The sequence below is a fragment of the Xanthomonas populi genome, assembly GCF_002940065.1.
Lineage (GTDB): Bacteria > Pseudomonadota > Gammaproteobacteria > Xanthomonadales > Xanthomonadaceae > Xanthomonas > Xanthomonas populi.
On the sequence record NZ_MDEJ01000083.1, the window covers coordinates 1 to 17,601 of the forward strand.

Sequence of the window (17,601 nt, forward strand, 5' to 3'; positions counted from 1 at the left end):
CGCGCTGCGTCGGCAGGCAGTGCTCGATTAGGGAAAATTGCTCTGGTGTGATCTCCATACCCGATAGTTTACTCGCTCAGTCCATTAATGTTAACATGACCTAGATACGAGCGGTAGCTGCAAGCCTCTGCCGTCGATGATTGTGCACAGGAACTCAAACGCATCGCGCTACGCTCGTTGCTGCGGCTGCATGCCAGCGCCCAATCAGCCTTCAAGGGCGGCATAACGCTCCGGCGCGGGATGCAGGTGCCCGCACTGCGTGCAGGTGCGCAGCGCAAGCGAGCGGTAGAAATGATCGAACACCGGCGGAAAATCGGTTTCGATGTTCTCCAGCGGAAACATCGCCTCGTACAATTTGTGATTGCACTGCGGGCAATACCATTGCAGCCCGTCCTGCTCATTGGGCAAGCGCTCGCGCTCGATGACCAGGCCGATCGAGCCGGCTGCGCGTTGCGGCGAATGCGGCACCTTCGGCGGCAGCAGAAAGATCTCGCCGGCGCGCATCGGAATGTCGCGCGCCACGCCTTCTTCCTGCACCTTCAGCACCATCTCGCCTTCGAGCTGGAAGAACCACTCCGGGCCTTCATCGTAGTGATAGTCGGTGCGCGCATTCGGCCCACCGACGATCATGATGATGAAGCCGTCGTGCTGGATGCATTTGTTGCCCACCGGCGGTTTGAGCAGAGGGCGGTGTTGTTCGATCCAGGCATGCAGGTTGATCGGCGGGACCAGCATGGGCGTTCCTCGGCAAAGAAGACCTCCAGCATAGCCAACCGACGGCGCCGATGGGCGCGGCGGTGAGACGGTGTGCGGGTGCGGCTCAGCGTTCGGTGTGATCGGCCTGGATCTGCGCCAGCGCCGCGTCGTACCGCTCCTGCAGCAGCTCGGAGCGGTCGATCGACATGCCAAGATCGTGCACGCGGCCATCGCGCAGGCTGTAGACCCAGCCATGCACGCACAGCTCCTGGCCGCGTTCCCACGCATCGCGCACGATGGTGGTGCGGCAGACATTGACCACCTGTTCCAGCACATTGAGCTCGCACAGCCGCGCGTGCTGCGCCGACACGTCGCCGGCATCGTGCAGACAGACGTCGTGCTTGTCGGCCACATCGGTGACGTGGCGGATCCAGTTGTCCACCAGACCCATACGCTTCTGGGTGAGGCTGGCAAACACGCCGCCGCAGCCGTAATGGCCCACCACCAGCACGTGCTTGACCTTGAGCACGTCCACCGCGAACTGGATCACCGACAGGCAATTCAGATCGGTATGCACCACCACGTTAGCGATATTGCGGTGCACGAACACTTCGCCCGGCGCCATGTCGATGATCTGATTGGCCGGCACGCGCGAATCCGAACAGCCGATCCACAAATACTCAGGCGTCTGCTGGGTGCACAGCTTGGAAAAGAATTCCGGGTCTTCGCGACGGATGCGCTCGGACCAGGCATGGTTGTTTTTAAGTAAATGGTTGAGCTCGTTCATGCGCGCAGTATTCCAGAGGAAAGAGGGCAGGGTGTGTTGGAGAGATGAGCCATAAAGCGGTGGTGCAGAAATCGAATGTCTGCAGCGATCAGGCGGCGCCATCGCGTGCGCGCAAGGCATCGCGCATCAGCGTGGCCAGCTCGCGTGACTCGCTGGAGGCTTGTTGTTCCAGCGCATCGCTGACCGCGGCGACATTGCCGGCCGGATGGTTCTGGCTGAGCTTGAAGGTGAGTTCGATACGGCTGGGTACGAAGCGAAAGCCGACCAGGCCGCGCAGTTGCCGGCGGTGACTGTCGCGCTCCATCTCGAACAACCAATCGCTGCCCACACGCTGTTCGAAATGCGCGCTGGTGCGGCCGATCAGATCGCCGACTTCCAGCTCATCGGTGATCAGGCTGCAACGGCCATGCAGATGCGCCACCGCGTAATTCCAGGTCGGCGCGCGCGCGGCAGGATCTTTGTCCAGATACCAGCTGGGCGACACGTAGGCGTGCGGTCCCTGCACCACGATCACCGCATCGCCGGGCTGGCGTGCCTGCGGATTGGGGCGCGCCCAGTGGCCTTCGATCGTCACTGCCTGCGCATCGCGTCGGTACAGCACCGGCAGATGCGTGATCGCTGGTTGTCCATCCTCGTCCTTGCTGATCAGGGTGACAAACGGGTCGCGCGCAATCAGCCAATCCAGCAAGACCAGATCGGTCTGCACAAACGCGCGTGGGGCGTGCATGTCAGGCGCGGCCACCCAGGGTCACGACCATGCGTTCGCGCAGGTCTGCATCGTCGTCGCCACGCGGCGGCGACACTTCGTTGAGCGAGAAACCGCGCATCAACGCGTCTTCTTCGTCCAGCCCGTCGAGCGCGACGAATTCGGCATCGAACAAGGCCGCGCGGGCACTGTCTTCGCTGTCGTAGGGCAGCGTCTTGCCGTCGCTATCCAGCACCTCGGCGGTGCCAGCGTCATTGACGCGCAGGCGTGCCCAGATCAGCGTGCGGCCAATCGTGGCCAGCCACCAGGAATCCTGTTCGCCCTGCGCAGGGTCTTCATGCGTATTCATTACATTACCTTGGAAAGCAGGCCGAGCAGGGCCGCCATGCCCAGGCCGAAAAAGATGGTGAGCAGCGACAGCCAGGCGGGTGTGGCCAGACCGGACAGTGCGCTGTCGCGGTGGCTGCGGTAGCGCCGCGTCAGCAACCAGCGCAATGCCGTGGGGCTGATGAAGGCCGGGTCGCCGAATCTGGCCAACGCGTCGGGATAGCGATCGCGCATGTGCACCAGAGTCAGCGGCCAGAAAATCAGCAATGCGGTGAGCCCTGCGACAGCGACACCGACAAAACACAATGCGAAGAACAGCGTCATGCGCAGTGCTCCTGGAGCGGGGCATCGAAGCGGCCGAAGTCATGCACCAATGTGTATTCCTCAGGCCCCAGTGGACGGCATATGGTCACGGTGGCCGCTCCCGTTGTCACATCAGAACTCGGCGCTGCCCGGCGCGCGCGGGTAGGGGATGGCATCGCGGATATTACTCAGCCCGCACACGTAGACCACCAACCGCTCGAACCCCAATCCGAAGCCGGCATGCGGCACCGACCCGTAGCGACGGAAATCGCGGTACCAGCTGTAGTGCTCCTTATCCAGGCCGAACTGCGCCATGCGTGCATCCAGCACGTCCAGGCGCTCTTCGCGCTGGCTGCCGCCGATGATCTCGCCGATAACCGGCGCCAGCACGTCCATCGCCGCAACGGTCTTGCCGTCGTCGTTCAGGCGCATGTAGAACGCCTTGATGTGCTCAGGGTAGTTGGTCACCACCACCGGGCGGCCGATGTGTTCTTCGGTCAGCCAGCGCTCGTGTTCGGTCTGCAGGTCCAGGCCCCATTCGACCGGGAAATCGAACTTTTTGCCGGAGTTCTGCAGCAGCTTCACTGCCACTGTGTACTCGATCTGCTCGAACGGCGCATTGATGAAGGCCTCGAGTTTGGCGATCGCGTTCTTGTCCACGCGCTCGGCCAGAAACGCCAGATCATCGCCACGTTCATCCAGCACGGCGCGGAACAGATACTTGAGGAACTGCTCGGCCAGGCGCGCGTCTTCAGCCAAGTCGGCGAAGGCGATTTCTGGCTCGATCATCCAGAACTCGGCCAGATGGCGCGTGGTGTGGCTGTTCTCGGCGCGGAAGGTCGGGCCGAAGGTGTAGACCTTGCTCAGCGCCAGGCAGTACGCCTCCACGTTGAGCTGGCCGGACACGGTCAGAAAGGTTTCCTTGCCGAAGAAATCGCGGCTGAAATCGACCTCGCCCTTGTCGTTGCGCGGCAGGTTGGCCATGTCCAGCGTGGAGACGCGGAACATCTGCCCGGCACCTTCGGCGTCGGAGGTGGTCACGATCGGGGTGCTGATCCAGTTGAAGCCGTTCTGGTGGAAGAAGCGGTGCACCGCCTGCGCCAGACAATTGCGGATCCGGGTGACCGCACCGAACAGATTGGTGCGTGGGCGCAGATGCGCCACTTCGCGCAGGAATTCCGGCGACATCGGCTTGGGCTGGATCGGGTAGGTCAGCGGGTCTTCGACCCAGCCGACAATTTCCACATCGCTGGCCTGGATCTCGAACGACTGGCCCTTGCCCTGCGATTTCACAAGCACACCCTTGGCGATCAGCGAGCAACCGCTGGTCAGACGCTTGATCTCGTCGAAATTGGGCAGCGCCTCGTTCGCCACCACCTGGATCGGAGCGAAGCACGAGCCATCGGTCACGTTGATGAAGGCCAGTCCGGCAGATCCGCGCAGCGTGCGCACCCACCCCCGTACCGTGACTTCGCCGCCTTCCGGGAGTTTTCCCGCAAGCGCATGTTCAACGCTGACCACCGTCATGACTTGTCCTCGCCGTAGCGACTTTGAATGGTCTGCGAGTTTACTGGCTGCGGGCGCGCTGGCGCGAGCGTGTGAACGGGTTGCGGGTCGATGTGCTTGTCGAAGGCTTGGCATGCCCCCATCTGAAGAAGACGACGTATCACAGGGTGCAGCCGCGGTTGTTGCCGCCTCGCTATACTTGCCACCATTGTTTTTTCGGAGCATCCCCATGGCTATCAGCCTCACCCCCGCCGCGCTGGAGCGGGTGCAGCGTTTCGTGCAGCAAACCCCGGGGACGCTGGGTTTGCGCTTCGGCGTGACCAAGACCGGTTGTTCGGGCTGGGGGCACATCACCGACCTGGCGCGCGACCAGCGCGCCGAAGATGCGGTGTTCGAGCAGGAGGGTGTGCGCATTTTCGTCGACCCGACCAGCCTGCCATTGGTCGATGGCACCTGCATCGACTTCGGCAAGCACGGCCTCAGCGAGACCTTCACCTTCAGCAATCCCAATGCGACTGCCGAGTGCGGGTGCGGGGAGAGTTTCACCACCGAGGCAGAGCATCGCTGAGCTTGATTCCTCACTCCCATCGGGAGAAGGTGCCCCGCAGGGGCAGCTGAGGGTACGGGCGAAGCTTGGTGGAGTTTGAGTGCACGGGTGGCTTCGCCCCCGTACCCTAACCCCTCTCCCGACGGGAGAGGGGCTTTTATAGTTAGGCAGCTAGCCCAGTCGGTTGCTGCTAAACGCTTGAACTGCCATACTTTCCTGCTTCCTGTCCGGTTCCGTGCGGGAATCCTTGTTCCACCGGCCGCGTTGCGCGGCTCACCGGGGAGCTGTCCGGCCCACGTGGCCACATCCGAAAGGTAATACAACATGAGTCGTCATTACGAAGTCGTGTTCCTGGTCCACCCGGATCAGAGCGAGCAGGTTCCGGCCATGATCGAGCGCTACAAGTCGCTGATCGAGGGCGGTAAAGGCACCATCCACCGCCTGGAAGACTGGGGCCGTCGTCAGCTGGCCTACCCGATCCAGAACCTGGTGAAGGCGCACTACGTGCTGCTCAATATCGAAGTCGACCAGGCCGTGCTGAGCGAGCTGGTGGAAAGCTTCCGCTTCAACGATGCGGTGCTGCGTCACCTGGTCGTCAAGCGTGATGGCCCAGACACCGAGCAGTCGCTGATCATGAAGAGCAAGGACGAGAAGGGCGACAAGCCCGAGCGTAGCGAGCGTCGTCGTCGTGATGACGATGAGGGCGATGCTGCACCTGCCGCCACCGATACCGACGGCGACAACGCCGAAGCCGCTTAAGGAGCGTTGTCATGTCCAAGTTCTTCCGTCGCCGCAAGTTCTGCAAGTTCACCGCCGAAGGCGTCAAAGAGATCGATTACAAGGATCTCAACACCCTGCGTCAGTACCTCACCGAGAACGGCAAGATCGTGCCGAGCCGTGTGACCGGTACTAAGTCCAAGTACCAGCGTCAGCTGGCAACGGCCGTCAAGCGCTCGCGTTTCCTGGCGCTGATCCCGTATACGGACAATCACGACGTCTAAGCAATTGCGCGTAGGAGCCCGCCGGTTGTGCGGCTCCTTCCGCAAGACCCGCACGGTTGTATGTGAGTTCCTAACAAAAGCCCGCACATCCATGTGCCGGTTATTAAATTGATAGAGGCTGGTGGTTCGAGTGTGCGGTGTCGGTCGGGGCTCTTAAGATTCCCGATTCGCCAATCCCGATTCCCGGCTTCTCCTATTCGGACAGCACCCGTTGCGCAGGCCCAAGTGCCGACGCTAACGAATAACGGAGCACCACCATGGATCTGATTCTTCTGCAAAAAGTGACCAACCTGGGCAACCTGGGCGACAAGGTCAGCGTCAAGCCGGGTTACGGCCGCAATTTCCTCGTGCCGCAGGGCAAGGCGGTTCCGGCCACCGCTGCCAACGTCGAAGCGTTTGAAACCAAACGTGCCGATTACGAAGCCAAGGCCAACACCATCCTGGCCGATGCACAGACCCGCGCCGGCAAGTTCGAAGGCGCCAGCGTCACCATCGGTGCGCATGCGTCCACCGAAGGCAAGCTGTACGGCTCGGTCGGCCCGCGCGACATCGCCGAGGCGTTCACCGCCGCTGGCCTGCCGCTGGAAAAGAGCGAAGTGATCCTGGGCGAAGGCGCATTCCGCAATGTCGGCGAGTACGACGTTGTGCTGCACCTGCACGCCGATGTTGAAACCTCGGTCAAGGTCGTCGTCGAATCCGACGCCTGATCCAGGCCGCACGCTGTACCCCCGAAGGGCGCCTGGTTAGGCGCCTTTTGTCTTTATCGCGGCGCCGCCAGCGATGGCCGGCCCGTTATACTCGTGCTCCATTGTTGGTTCCACGGCCTGCAGATCTTATGGATCAAGGGTTTAGGCGCCGGCTTCACAGGAAAAAAGCGCCTGTCGGCTTCGTCCGTGCGGTGCCCGGAATCTCCAGTCCCATGCGCCTGTCCACGATCAAACTGTCCGGTTTCAAGTCGTTCGTCGACCCGACCACGTTGCACCTGCCCACCAATATGACAGGCATTGTCGGTCCCAATGGTTGCGGCAAGTCCAACATCATCGATGCTGTGCGCTGGGTGATGGGCGAAAGCTCGGCCAGCCGCCTGCGCGGCGACTCGCTGACCGACGTGATCTTCGCCGGCTCCTCGGCGCGCAAGCCGGTGTCGCAGGCGACGGTGGAACTGATCTTCGACAACTCCGATCACACCATCACCGGTGAGTTTGCCTCGTTCAACGAGATCTCGGTCAAGCGCCTGGTCAGCCGCGACGGCACCAGCGCCTACTACCTCAACGGCACCAAATGCCGGCGCCGTGACATCACCGATTTGTTCCTGGGCACGGGTTTGGGTCCGCGCAGCTACTCGATCATCGAGCAGGGCATGATCAGCCAGATCATTGAGGCGCGCCCGGAAGACCTGCGCGTGTATCTGGAAGAGGCCGCCGGCATTTCCAAGTACAAGGAACGCCGCAAGGAAACTGAAACGCGCATCCGCCACACCCGCGAAAATCTGGATCGCCTGGGCGATCTGCGCGAAGAGATCACCAAGCAACTGGCGCATCTGCAGCGCCAGGCGCGCCAGGCCGAGCAATATCAAGCCTTGCAGGAAGAGCGCCGGATCAAGGACGCCGAGTGGAAGGCGCTGGAATACCGCGGCCTGGATGGCCGGTTGCAGGGCCTGCACGAAAAGTTGAATCAGGAACAGACCCGGCTGCAGCAGCTGATCGCCGAACAGCGCGAAGCCGAAGCGCGGATCGAAACCGGCCGCGTGCGCCGCGAGGAAGCCGCCGAAGCGGTGGCCAAGGCGCAGGCCGATGTGTATCAGGTCGGCGGCGCGCTGGCGCGCATCGAGCAGCAGATCCAGCATCAACGCGAACTCGCGCATCGCCTGCACAAGGCACGCGATGAAGCGCAAAGCCAGCTGCAGGAACTGACCCAGCACATCAGCGGCGATTCGGCCAAACTGGCGGTGCTGCGCGAGGCGGTGGATGCGGCCGAACCGCAACTGGAACAACTGCGCGAAGACCACGAATTCCGCCAGGAATCACTGCGCGAGGCCGAAGCGCGGCTGGCCGACTGGCAACAGCGCTGGGAGACCCATAACCGCGATGCCGGCGAAGCCTCGCGTGCCGGCGAAGTAGAGCGCACGCGTGTCGATTATCTTGACCGCCAATCGCTGGAGGCCGACCGCCGCCGCGAAGCCTTGGTCAACGAGCGCGCCGGGCTGGATCTGGACGCGCTGGCCGAGGCCTTCGAGCAAATCGAGCTGCGGCATGAAACCCAAAAGACCTCGCTGGACGGGCTGACCGAGCAGGTCGAAGCGAGCAAGCACGCGCTCGGTGGCCTGCAGGAACAACAGCGGGGCAGCCAGGGCGAACTGGCCGAGGTACGCAAGCAGGCGCAGGCTGCGCGGGGTCGGCTGTCGTCGCTGGAAACCTTGCAGCAGGCCGCGCTCGGTCAGGAACAGGGCGCGGCGGTGGCGTGGCTGAAGGCGCGCGGACTGGATTCGGCGGCGCGCGTCGGCGAGCGCATCACGGTCGAAAGCGGCTGGGAAAACGCGGTCGAAGGTGCCTTGGGGCAGTTGATCGAGGGCGTGCTGGTGGATGCGCCGGAGCAACTGGTCGACGCGCTGGGCGAATTGGGCGACGGCCGCATCGCGCTGGTATCCAGTGCCAGCGACAACGCGACCTTCGCGCCGACCTCGCTGGCGGCCAAGGTGCAGGGGCCGATCGCGATCCGTCGTCTGCTCGCACGCTTGCACGCGGCTGAGGATCTGGATGCTGCGCGCACGCTGCAACGCAGCCTGCCCGAGGGCGATTCGGTCATCACCCGCACTGGCGAGCGGCTGGGCGAGGGCTGGGTACGCGTGTCGCGCTCCGGCGCAGCCAAGCAGGGCGCGCTGTTGCGCGAGCGCGAGATTCAGGAGCTGCGCGCGCAGATCGACACCTTGCAGGAGCGCGAAGCCGAACTCGAGCAGCGCCTCGGCAGCTTCCGCGAACAATTGCTTGCCGCCGAACAGCAGCGCGAAGATGCGCAGCGTCAGTTGTACATGGCGCACCGCAGCGTCTCCGAACTGGCTGGCCAGTTGCAGAGCCAGCAAGGCAAGGTCGACGCTGCGCGTACGCGCAGCGAGCGCATCGAAACCGAGTTGTCGCAGCTGCTGCAAACGCTGGACACCAGCCGCGAGCAGGCACGCCAAGCGCGCGCCAAACTCGAAGATGCGGTCACCCTGATGGGCGATTTGCAAGGCACGCGTCAGGCCCTGGAAAACGAACGCCGTCAGCTCACCGATGCGCGCGACCAGGCGCGCGATGCCGCGCGTGGCGTGCGCGATGCGATGCATGTACTGGCGCTCACGCTGGAATCGCAGCGCACCCAGATCACCTCGCTCAGCCAGACGCTGGAGCGCATGGACAGCCAGCGCGGCCAGCTCGACACGCGCCTGGAAGATCTGGTCGCCCAGCTCAGCGAAGGCGATTGCCCGGTGGAAACGCTCGAACACGAACACCAGGCCGCCTTGAGCGAGCGCGTACGTACCGAGCGGGTACTGGGTGAGGCGCGCACCATGCTCGACAGCGTCGATGGCCAATTGCGCAGCTACGAGCAGACCCGTCAGCAACGCGACGAACAGGCGCTGGGGCAGCGCGAGCGTATCTCGCAGCGCAAGCTCGATCAGCAAGCCCTGATGCTGAGCGCAGAGCAGTTGGCTGCTGCAGTGGTGAAAGCCGGCTTCGTGCTAGAAGACGTGGTCAAAGGCTTGCCCGAATCGGCCAATCTTGCCGAGTGGGAAGCGGCGGTCGGTCAGATCGACGGGCGCATGCGTCGGCTGGAACCGGTCAATCTGGCCGCCATCCAGGAATACGGCGAAGCCGCACAACGTTCGGAATATCTCCAAGCGCAGGATCTCGATCTCAACACTGCGTTGGAAACCCTGGAAGAGGCGATCCGCAAGATCGACCGCGAAACCCGCGGCCGCTTCAAGGACACCTTCGACCGGGTCAATGCCGGCGTACAGGCCTTGTATCCGCGCCTGTTCGGCGGTGGCCACGCGTATCTGGAACTTACCGGCGAAGATCTGCTCGACACCGGCGTGACCATCATGGCGCGCCCGCCTGGCAAGCGCGTGTCCAGCATTTCGCTGCTGTCTGGCGGCGAGAAGGCGATGACTGCAGTGGCGCTGGTGTTTGCGATCTTCCAGCTCAATCCCGCGCCATTCTGTCTGCTTGACGAGGTGGACGCGCCGCTGGACGAGGCCAACGTCGGCCGCCTGGCCAACATGGTTCGTGAAATGAGCGAGAAGGTGCAGTTTCTGTTCGTCAGCCACAACAAGGCGACGATGGAGGCCGCGCGTCAGCTCTCCGGCGTGACCATGCGCGAACCGGGCGTCAGCCGTCTGGTCAGCGTGGACCTGGAAGAAGCCGCGCGTTTGGCGGGTGCGGCATGACGTGCCATGCTTGTCGGGATATCGACACCTGTCACTCTTATGCGGAGGCACGCTGAATGTCCGACATGGCCATGATCCGGATCGGGATCCTGATCGCTGGACTGCTGCTGGTCGCGGCCATCTTCCTGTTTGGTCGCCCGAAAAAATCGCCGCAGGGGCGCCGGGTCGACAAGGACGACGGGCAGCCGCGCGAGCGCCGCGAGCCGGTGATTTCCGGCGAGCCCGGTGTGGAGGGCGACCCGTTCGAGCGCAATGCAAATGCCGAGCAGAGCGAACTCAACCCGGACGATCCCGATGCGGCCGGCGGTAACGATGTCGGCAAGCGCCCGAATCAGGATTTCGACAAGATCGTGTCGCTGTTCGTGGCGGCCAAGGCCGGGCAAGTGTTGCGCGGCGAAGATGTGGTTGTTGCGGCCGAGAAGACCGGACTCGTCTTCGGTCACATGAATGTGTTTCACCGCCCGGTGGAAGGGCATCCAGAGCGCGGGCCGATCTTCAGCATGGCCAGCATCCTCAAGCCGGGCAGTTTCGACATGGCCAACATCCGCGACATGCAGACCCCGGCGATTGCGTTTTTCCTCACCTTGCCGGCGCCGATGACCGCATTGGATGCCTGGGAAAAGATGCTGCCGACCGTGCAGCGCATCGCCGAACTGCTTGATGGCGTAGTGCTGGACGACAGCCGCAATGCGCTCGGCCGTCAACGCGTTGCGCATATCCGCGACGAACTGCGCGCCTACGATCGCCAGCATCAGGCACCACCGCTGACCAAGTCGCCGCGTTGGTGATTTCGCATTGCTGGTGGCTGCGCATTATCGAGGTGGTGACTGACAGCTCTGGATTGGCGCTGGAAGCCGCTCTGTCGTTGGGCGCGCTCTGCCGGTAAATGCGGCACCCTCGCTGCGGAGCGCGGAGTGCGGAGCGGGGTGAGGGTACGGGCGAACCTCACGTGCGATTGGACCGCACTAGGCGTCGCGCGCACCCTCATCCGCCCCTGCGGGGCACCTTCTCCCGGTGGGAGATCGAGGGCGCGTGCGTGCTCGCGGCAATGACCGCCCCAGCACTTGCGCATCGGCACGGCCCGTTAGAATGGGCGGCCTTTAAAGCCAGCACAGCGATCGTATGACTGTCAGCCCGGATCCCGCTCAGCGTATCGACACACTGCGTCATCGTCTTGAGGACGCCAACTACCGCTATCACGTGCTAGACGAGCCGCAGCTGGCCGACGCCGACTACGACCGCCTGATGCGCGAACTGGAAGCGTTGGAAACGGCGCATCCGCAGCTGGCCAGCGTCGATTCGCCAACCCAGCGCGTCGGCCATCTGGCTGCCTCGCGCTTTGCCGAAGTGCGGCATGCCTTGCCGATGTTGTCGCTGGGCAATGCCTTCAGCGATGAAGAAGTATCCGAATTCGTGCGGCGTATCAGCGAGCGGCTAGAGCTGAAGCAACCGCTGTTTTCGGCCGAGCCCAAGCTCGATGGACTGGCAATCAGCTTGCGCTACGAAAACGGCAAGTTCGTGCAAGGTGCCACGCGGGGCGACGGCGCCACCGGCGAGGACGTCAGCGCCAATCTGCGCACCGTCAAGGCGATTCCGCTGCGTCTGCGTGGCGAAGGCTGGCCACACGTTTTGGAAGTGCGTGGCGAGGTATATATGCCGCGCGCCGCATTCGAGACCTACAACGCGCACATGCGGCTGCAGGGCGGCAAGGTGCTGGCCAACCCACGCAATGGCGCGGCCGGTTCTCTGCGTCAGCTGGATGCGCGCATCAGTGCGCAGCGTCCGCTGAGTTTTTTCGCTTACGGCGTGGGTGAAGTGAGCGAAGGCGCACTGCCGCAGACGCATTCGGCCATCCTGGCGCAGTTGCGCGAATGGGGTTTCCCGGTCAGCTCCCTGGTCGAGGTGGTGCAGGGCAGCGACGGCTTGTTGGCTTACTACCAACGCATTGATGCGGCGCGCGACGGGCTGCCATTCGATATCGATGGTGTGGTCTACAAGCTCGACGATCTGGCCGGGCAGCGCGAGATGGGCTTTGTCTCGCGCGCACCGCGCTGGGCGATTGCGCACAAATTCCCGGCGCAGGAGCAGTCCACCACGGTGGAGGCGATCGAGATCCAGATCGGGCGTACCGGTGCGGCCACGCCGGTGGCGCGATTGAAGCTGGTGCACGTGGCCGGGGTGGTCGTCACCAACGCCACGCTGCATAACGCCGACCAGATCGCGCGGCTGGATGTGCGCGTGGGCGATACGGTGATCGTGCGGCGTGCCGGCGATGTGATCCCGGAAGTGGCCGGCGTGGTCGCCGATCAGCGGCCGCAAGCCACGCAGCCATGGCAGATGCCCACGCAATGCCCGGTGTGCGGCTCAGAGATCGTGCGCGAAGAAGGGCAGGCGGTGTGGCGCTGCTCCGGCGAGCTGACCTGCCCGGCGCAGCGCAAGGAAGCATTCCGGCATTTCGTCTCGCGCCGTGCGATGGATGTCGATGGCCTGGGCGAAAAGTTCATCGAGGTCCTGGTCGACAGCGGCATGGCGCAGGGCGTGGCCGATCTGTATCTGTTCAACGTGGATCAACTGCTGCAGTTGCGTTTGATCAGCACCGCCGAGAGTCCGCATGCCTTCCTGCGCGAGGCGCGCGAGCACCTTGCCACCGGTGCTTATACACAGTTGGAACACACTTTGGCGAGCATCGGTGTGGATCTGGCCGGCGAGCGCGAGGTGCCGCCAAGCTGGCAGGCCGATCTGTTGCGTGCCGGTCTGCCGGCCTTCGACTGGAACCGCAAGAAGATCGCCACCAAGTGGGCCGAAAACCTGATCGAGGCGATCGAGACATCGCGCGATACCACGCTGGAGCGTTTCCTGTTTGCGCTGGGCATCGATCATGTGGGCGAGAGCACGGCCAAGGCGCTCTCGGCCTGGTTCGGCGATCTGGAGTTGATCCGCCATCTGCCGTGGCCGCTGTTCAAGCGCGTGCCGGATATCGGCGGCGAGGTGGCGCGCTCGCTAGGGCATTTTCTCGATCAGTCCGGCAATCAGCAGGCCATCGACGACTTGTTGCAGCGTGGCGTGCGCATCGGCGATACGCATCCGCCTTCGCCCAAACTGCGCGAGGCCTTGAGCTTTGCCAGCGTGCTGGAAGACATGGACATCCCCAAGGTGACGCCGGTGCGTGCGCAGCAGTTGGCTGCCGCAGTGGCCTCGTTCGACGCACTGCGCAGCGCGGGCGCCGATGCCTTGCTGCAGGCCGGCGTCCCGGCGGCGGTTGTCGCCTCGTTGCAGCAATGGCTGGATCGGCCAGAAAATGCGGCGTTGGCAAGCGCGGCGCAACAGGCGATGGAAACGGTGCTGTCGCGCCTGCCCGAAGCCGATGCGCTGCAGACCGGCCCGCTCGAAGGCCAGAGCGTGGTCATCACCGGCACCTTGGCCGCGCTGACGCGCGATGTCGCCAAGCAGCGCCTGGAAGCGTTGGGCGCGAAAGTCGCCGGCAGCTTCTCCAAAAAGACCGCGTTTCTGGTCGCCGGCGAAGAAGCCGGTTCCAAGCTCGACAAGGCGCAATCGCTGGGCGTGGACATCTGGGACGAAGCGCGCTTGCTGGCCTTCCTCGGCGAGCACGGCCAACACCCATGAGTGCGGCGCAGATCGATCTGGCCGCGTTGCAGGTGCGCGCGCGGCTCAATGCCATGATCCGCGCGTTCTTCGCCGAGCGCGGCGTGCTGGAAGTGGAAACGCCGGTGCTGTCGGAGGCCGGCAACACCGAGCCGAATATCGAGAGTTTCAGCACGCGCTTCACCGGCCATGTAGATGCCGGCGCACCGGTACGTTGGTTGCGCACCTCGCCGGAATATCCTCTCAAGCGTCTGCTCGCCGCTGGCGTGGGCGATTGCTACGAGCTTGGGCGGGTGTTCCGTAACGGCGAAGCCGGCGGCCGCCACAATCCAGAGTTCAGCATGCTCGAGTGGTACCGGGTGGGCTGGGACGATCGCACCTTGGCGCAGGAAACCGTCGCATTGGTGCGCCGCGCGCTTGCGTTGGTCGAGCGCGAGGCGAGAGTGCAGGTGCTGACGTATCGAGACCTGTTCGTGCAGACGCTGGGCATCGATCCGTTGCTCGATCCCATCGAAACGCTACGCGCGCCGCTGCATGACATCGCCATCGATCCGCACGGTCTGACCCGCGACGATTGGCTGGATCTGCTGATGACCCATCGCATCCAGCCCGACTTCGCCAGCGATACCTTGACCGTGGTGCACGACTGGCCGGCCAGCCAATGCGCACTGGCGCGCATCCGCCACGACACCCCGCCGGTGGCCGAGCGCTTCGAGCTGTATCTGGGCGCCTACGAGTTGGCCAACGGTTATCACGAACTCAACGATGCGCAGGAACAGCGTGCGCGTTTCATGCGCGACAACGTGGTTCGCGTCGCGCGCGGGTTGCAGCAGCTGCCGCTGGACGAACGCCTGCTCACGGTGTTGTCGCAGCTACCCGATTGCGCGGGTGTGGCGGTGGGTGTGGACCGCTTATTGATGGCCTTGCGTGGCACCGCGCAGATTGCGGATGTGTTCGCGTTCGCGTTCGCCCGCGCCTAGTGCCGGCGCAGCTGATCGGGCTTGGCCCACTGACTCCATTGCGCATCGCACGCTTCAGCTGCCATCCCCGCTGTCATCGGCACCGTATTGCTTTCTTCACATCGATGATGCTCTCATCCTCACGTCCACGGGGGCGCGGCGCAGAGTGTGTTTGGGTGAGGAGTGGCGGCATGAAGTGGCTGGTCAGCTTATGCTGTTTGTGGTGCTTGCCGCTGCTGATGCCCGCCGATGCGTGTGCTTCGGATCGAGCCTCCGGCGTGGTGCGTTGCGAGTCCAAGGACATGACGCGCACGCACTGTGCGATGGACACCGAACACGGCGTGCAACTGGTGCGCCAGCTGTCCGAGACCAGCTGTATCCGCGGCAGCGATTGGGATATCGAACGCGATGGCGTGTGGGTCGAGCAGGGCTGTAGTGCGGAGTTCGCCTCTGCGCGCGTGTCAGCCTCCCCGCAGATGCGCCGCGTGGTGCGCTGCGATTCCAATGGCGGCAAAGTGGCATGCCCGGTGATCCTGCGCGGCGCACCAGTGCGTTTGTTGCGTCAGCGTTCGATGTGGCCGTGCAAGGAAGGCCGCACGTGGGGCACCCGCCGTAACGAAATCTGGGTCTCGCGCGGTTGCGATGGCGAGTTCGAAGTTGGTGCCGAAGATGGTTCCGGATTTGTGGCGGTGCCGCGCATGGTCACCTGCGAATCGAAGAAGAGTTCCCGGCGCACCTGCGGTGTGTCGGTGGAGCGCCAGGTGCGTGTGGGCCGGCAGATCTCCAAAAAACAATGCGTGGAGGGCCAGACCTGGGGCTGGAGCCGCGACGGTGTGTGGGTGAACGATGGCTGCCGTGCCGAGTTCATCGTCGACTAAGAGCAGCTCACAAAACGGCTGCGCCCACCACTATTGATCCGGCCAAGAGACGTGTTAACTATGTCACGCAGCATAGGTTGCCCGTGGATTCTGGAAGTCACTTCTGACACGTTCGGGTGAACGTTCGATCTTTTGCATATGCTCGGTCGCTGCAGCTTTGCGTTTGGCTTTGGGACGTGCCGGAACCTTCGAGCCGATGGGTGCTTGAGATTGGGGCTGACTCAAGTTCCAAGTGCAACACTGATCCACTGCAAACCCGCGTTTCTGTCAACTCACTCTAAACGCGCAACCTAAATTTAATCAATGACCTGCAAGTCTGAACCTCCCAAAGCGATGCAACAAGCATTCGATTTAGCGAGGTGTTGCACGTGAATCTTGAGACCACCCAGTATCAGGGTAAGAACGTTTAACTGTATTTTCAGCGTATCAACAGGTGGATGACGTATCGCCACGCAATTGGAGCCGGCAATATTCATGATCAGGCGCTTGCGAATAGTCGCGTTCGCCGTAAGACACGCAGCATTGAGCTTGGAGAAACTGTGCGATGTAAACGCCGCGCTTGCAGCGCGTTCGATGCGCATGCAGCGCATGCACAGGGCGACGATTCGGCCCTGTGCATTGCAGGCCAGCGGTGTGCGGTTAGACGAGCTGTTTCAAGCCGTCGACCTCAACCACGTGTGTTGCGATGGCGGGTCCTGCGCTCACTTTTCTAAGGCGGTGATAACTTCGGCGTAGAGCTGTTCGGCATCGGTCTCGCTGTTGAAACGTGCGAAGACTTCGTCGCCGGAGATCAGGCCGACCCGCACCGAGTGGCAATACGAACCGAAGCTCTCGCCAGCGTTGAACGGGTCGTTGATGACGCAGATATGGGCAAGGCGGATCCGGGTTGTGCCGAATTTGATGAACATCTGCAATCTCCTGTGTGAGCGCCCAGTTTCCCACTTTGTCGTGTGCCGCAGAAGCGCGCCGGCAGCAAAGTGCCGGGCGAAGCCTGCATAGGGACTCGAACGACGGCGCTGACTCGTGGGCGTTCTCATGGATGCCAATACACCGCCAAGCGTTGGCAAAGCCTTAGCGCCGCGCCAGTGGGGCCAACCTCGCGTACCCACGGACCCAGCACGTACACTGCCGTCCCCTGATGCTGAGCTCGCCCGATGTCCGAACCGATCCGTCTCGACAAATGCGTTGCCGCGCTGTTCGGCTGCTCGCGTGGCGAGGCCCAGCAGTACATCGAAGGCGGCTGGGTCAGTGTGGATGGTGTGGCGGTCGAAAAGCCGCAGGCATTGGCCACCGCGGCACAGGTGACGTTGGCAGCCGATGCAGTGCTTGAGCCTGCCGAGCCGGCCACCCTGCTGCTGCACAAGCCTGCCGGAATGACGGCCGAGGCCGCGCTGGGATTGGCTGTGCCGGACGCGCGTAGCAGTCTGGACTCGTCCAATACGCGCGTGCTGACACGGCATTTCCTACGCCTGACCGCGCCGTTGCCGCTGGAAGACGACGCCAGCGGCTTGCTGGTGCTGAGCCAGGACGGCCGCGTGCTGCGCAGGCTCAGCGCCGATGCGTGCTCCATCGAGCAGGAATTCCTGGTGGAAGTCAGCGGCGAGCTGCGCCCCTACGGCATGGCGCGGCTCGCGCATGGGCTGGTCTATCAGCAGCGCAGTCTGTCGCTGTGCAAGGTGAGTTGGCAGAGCGAGGAGCGGTTGCGCTTTGCGATCAAGCACGTACAGCCAGGACAACTACGCTTTATGTGCAGCGAGGTCGGGCTGGAGGTAATGAGCATCCGGCGCCTGAGGTTTCCCCACGTTTTCCCGAGATAGATCAGCTGGTTGCACCCGGATCGTGTAGAAACAAGTGCGCGCATGGCG

The 17,601-nt window shown here is 63.3% G+C and carries 18 protein-coding genes; 10 read left to right on the forward strand and 8 right to left on the reverse strand.

The window, feature by feature from the left end; translation table 11 throughout:
- Window positions 1-204: 204 nt before the first annotated feature.
- The 6 genes from XpopCFBP1817_RS13565 to asnS all read right to left on the reverse strand — a co-directional run bounded on the left by XpopCFBP1817_RS13565 (window position 205) and on the right by asnS (window position 4,346).
- Window positions 205-735 (reverse strand): 3-hydroxyanthranilate 3,4-dioxygenase, encoded by a 531-nt coding sequence (locus XpopCFBP1817_RS13565; protein WP_128417525.1) that lies wholly within the window; start codon window positions 733-735, stop codon window positions 205-207.
- 85 nt (window positions 736-820) lie between these two features.
- Window positions 821-1,483: a carbonate dehydratase gene (can, locus tag XpopCFBP1817_RS13570; RefSeq protein ID WP_128417526.1), complete on the reverse strand. Its 663-nt coding sequence runs from the start codon at window positions 1,481-1,483 to the stop codon at window positions 821-823.
- A gap of 88 nt (window positions 1,484-1,571) precedes the next feature.
- Entirely contained in the window at window positions 1,572-2,210 is a 639-nt protein-coding gene (locus XpopCFBP1817_RS13575) for an FMN-binding negative transcriptional regulator (protein ID WP_128417527.1), read from the reverse strand.
- Between the two features lies 1 nt (window position 2,211).
- A complete protein-coding gene (locus XpopCFBP1817_RS13580; RefSeq protein ID WP_128417528.1) occupies window positions 2,212-2,538 on the reverse strand; it encodes a hypothetical protein in 327 nt (108 codons plus the stop codon).
- On the reverse strand, window positions 2,538-2,840 hold the full coding sequence (locus tag XpopCFBP1817_RS13585; protein WP_128417529.1) for a hypothetical protein: 303 nt from the start codon (window positions 2,838-2,840) through the stop codon (window positions 2,538-2,540). Before XpopCFBP1817_RS13585 ends, XpopCFBP1817_RS13580 begins: the two co-directional genes overlap by 1 nt.
- 111 nt (window positions 2,841-2,951) lie before the next feature.
- Window positions 2,952-4,346, reverse strand: a complete 1,395-nt coding sequence (gene asnS / locus XpopCFBP1817_RS13590) for an asparagine--tRNA ligase (RefSeq protein WP_128417530.1) — start codon at window positions 4,344-4,346, stop codon at window positions 2,952-2,954.
- 208 nt (window positions 4,347-4,554) lie between these two features.
- Here asnS and XpopCFBP1817_RS13600 point away from each other — a divergent pair, with 208 nt between their 5' ends.
- The 9 genes from XpopCFBP1817_RS13600 to XpopCFBP1817_RS13640 all read left to right on the forward strand — a co-directional run bounded on the left by XpopCFBP1817_RS13600 (window position 4,555) and on the right by XpopCFBP1817_RS13640 (window position 15,736).
- Complete coding sequence (locus XpopCFBP1817_RS13600) at window positions 4,555-4,893, forward strand: HesB/IscA family protein (protein WP_128417532.1); 339 nt, start codon at window positions 4,555-4,557, stop codon at window positions 4,891-4,893.
- A gap of 303 nt (window positions 4,894-5,196) precedes the next feature.
- Window positions 5,197-5,631, forward strand: a complete 435-nt coding sequence (gene rpsF / locus XpopCFBP1817_RS13605; RefSeq protein ID WP_128417533.1) for a 30S ribosomal protein S6 — start codon at window positions 5,197-5,199, stop codon at window positions 5,629-5,631.
- A gap of 11 nt (window positions 5,632-5,642) precedes the next feature.
- Window positions 5,643-5,873: a 30S ribosomal protein S18 gene (gene rpsR, locus XpopCFBP1817_RS13610; RefSeq protein WP_005991243.1), complete on the forward strand. Its 231-nt coding sequence runs from the start codon at window positions 5,643-5,645 to the stop codon at window positions 5,871-5,873.
- A 257-nt stretch (window positions 5,874-6,130) separates the two neighbouring features.
- Window positions 6,131-6,580 (forward strand): 50S ribosomal protein L9, encoded by a 450-nt coding sequence (gene rplI, locus XpopCFBP1817_RS13615; protein WP_128417534.1) that lies wholly within the window; start codon window positions 6,131-6,133, stop codon window positions 6,578-6,580.
- A 212-nt stretch (window positions 6,581-6,792) separates the two neighbouring features.
- Entirely contained in the window at window positions 6,793-10,296 is a 3,504-nt protein-coding gene (gene smc / locus XpopCFBP1817_RS13620) for a chromosome segregation protein SMC (RefSeq protein ID WP_128417535.1), read from the forward strand.
- 56 nt (window positions 10,297-10,352) lie between these two features.
- Entirely contained in the window at window positions 10,353-11,084 is a 732-nt protein-coding gene (zipA, locus tag XpopCFBP1817_RS13625; RefSeq protein ID WP_128417536.1) for a cell division protein ZipA, read from the forward strand.
- A gap of 334 nt (window positions 11,085-11,418) precedes the next feature.
- The gene (gene ligA, locus XpopCFBP1817_RS13630; RefSeq protein WP_128417537.1) at window positions 11,419-13,920 is read left to right on the forward strand and encodes an NAD-dependent DNA ligase LigA; all 2,502 of its coding nucleotides are present in this window, start codon (window positions 11,419-11,421) and stop codon (window positions 13,918-13,920) included.
- The gene (gene epmA, locus XpopCFBP1817_RS13635) at window positions 13,917-14,879 is read left to right on the forward strand and encodes an EF-P lysine aminoacylase EpmA (protein ID WP_128417538.1); all 963 of its coding nucleotides are present in this window, start codon (window positions 13,917-13,919) and stop codon (window positions 14,877-14,879) included. The genes ligA and epmA overlap by 4 nt, the downstream gene beginning before the upstream one ends.
- Window positions 14,880-15,049: 170 nt before the next feature.
- On the forward strand, window positions 15,050-15,736 hold the full coding sequence (locus XpopCFBP1817_RS13640; protein WP_128417539.1) for a DUF3011 domain-containing protein: 687 nt from the start codon (window positions 15,050-15,052) through the stop codon (window positions 15,734-15,736).
- A 296-nt stretch (window positions 15,737-16,032) separates the two neighbouring features.
- On the opposite strand, the gene XpopCFBP1817_RS13650 is transcribed toward XpopCFBP1817_RS13640, so the two are convergent.
- Window positions 16,033-16,317: a hypothetical protein gene (locus tag XpopCFBP1817_RS13650; RefSeq protein ID WP_128417540.1), complete on the reverse strand. Its 285-nt coding sequence runs from the start codon at window positions 16,315-16,317 to the stop codon at window positions 16,033-16,035.
- Window positions 16,318-16,437: 120 nt separating this feature from the next.
- On the reverse strand, window positions 16,438-16,644 hold the full coding sequence (locus tag XpopCFBP1817_RS13655; protein WP_128417541.1) for a hypothetical protein: 207 nt from the start codon (window positions 16,642-16,644) through the stop codon (window positions 16,438-16,440).
- A gap of 246 nt (window positions 16,645-16,890) precedes the next feature.
- Here XpopCFBP1817_RS13655 and XpopCFBP1817_RS13660 point away from each other — a divergent pair, with 246 nt between their 5' ends.
- Window positions 16,891-17,553 carry an rRNA pseudouridine synthase gene (locus XpopCFBP1817_RS13660; RefSeq protein ID WP_128417542.1) on the forward strand — a complete coding sequence of 221 codons (663 nt, stop codon included), beginning with the start codon at window positions 16,891-16,893 and terminating at the stop codon, window positions 17,551-17,553.
- Window positions 17,554-17,601 lie beyond the last annotated feature (48 nt).

Coding starts and splice junctions, on each gene's coding strand:
- XpopCFBP1817_RS13565 (WP_128417525.1), bottom strand. CDS start 735: ATGCTGGTCCCGCCGATCAACCTGCATGCCTGGATCGAACAACACCGC.
- can (WP_128417526.1), bottom strand. CDS start 1,483: ATGAACGAGCTCAACCATTTACTTAAAAACAACCATGCCTGGTCCGAG.
- XpopCFBP1817_RS13575 (WP_128417527.1), bottom strand. CDS start 2,210: ATGCACGCCCCACGCGCGTTTGTGCAGACCGATCTGGTCTTGCTGGAT.
- XpopCFBP1817_RS13580 (WP_128417528.1), bottom strand. CDS start 2,538: ATGAATACGCATGAAGACCCTGCGCAGGGCGAACAGGATTCCTGGTGG.
- XpopCFBP1817_RS13585 (WP_128417529.1), bottom strand. CDS start 2,840: ATGACGCTGTTCTTCGCATTGTGTTTTGTCGGTGTCGCTGTCGCAGGG.
- asnS (WP_128417530.1), bottom strand. CDS start 4,346: ATGACGGTGGTCAGCGTTGAACATGCGCTTGCGGGAAAACTCCCGGAA.
- XpopCFBP1817_RS13600 (WP_128417532.1), top strand. CDS start 4,555: ATGGCTATCAGCCTCACCCCCGCCGCGCTGGAGCGGGTGCAGCGTTTC.
- rpsF (WP_128417533.1), top strand. CDS start 5,197: ATGAGTCGTCATTACGAAGTCGTGTTCCTGGTCCACCCGGATCAGAGC.
- rpsR (WP_005991243.1), top strand. CDS start 5,643: ATGTCCAAGTTCTTCCGTCGCCGCAAGTTCTGCAAGTTCACCGCCGAA.
- rplI (WP_128417534.1), top strand. CDS start 6,131: ATGGATCTGATTCTTCTGCAAAAAGTGACCAACCTGGGCAACCTGGGC.
- smc (WP_128417535.1), top strand. CDS start 6,793: ATGCGCCTGTCCACGATCAAACTGTCCGGTTTCAAGTCGTTCGTCGAC.
- zipA (WP_128417536.1), top strand. CDS start 10,353: ATGTCCGACATGGCCATGATCCGGATCGGGATCCTGATCGCTGGACTG.
- ligA (WP_128417537.1), top strand. CDS start 11,419: ATGACTGTCAGCCCGGATCCCGCTCAGCGTATCGACACACTGCGTCAT.
- epmA (WP_128417538.1), top strand. CDS start 13,917: ATGAGTGCGGCGCAGATCGATCTGGCCGCGTTGCAGGTGCGCGCGCGG.
- XpopCFBP1817_RS13640 (WP_128417539.1), top strand. CDS start 15,050: ATGAAGTGGCTGGTCAGCTTATGCTGTTTGTGGTGCTTGCCGCTGCTG.
- XpopCFBP1817_RS13650 (WP_128417540.1), bottom strand. CDS start 16,317: ATGCGCATCGAACGCGCTGCAAGCGCGGCGTTTACATCGCACAGTTTC.
- XpopCFBP1817_RS13655 (WP_128417541.1), bottom strand. CDS start 16,644: ATGTTCATCAAATTCGGCACAACCCGGATCCGCCTTGCCCATATCTGC.
- XpopCFBP1817_RS13660 (WP_128417542.1), top strand. CDS start 16,891: ATGTCCGAACCGATCCGTCTCGACAAATGCGTTGCCGCGCTGTTCGGC.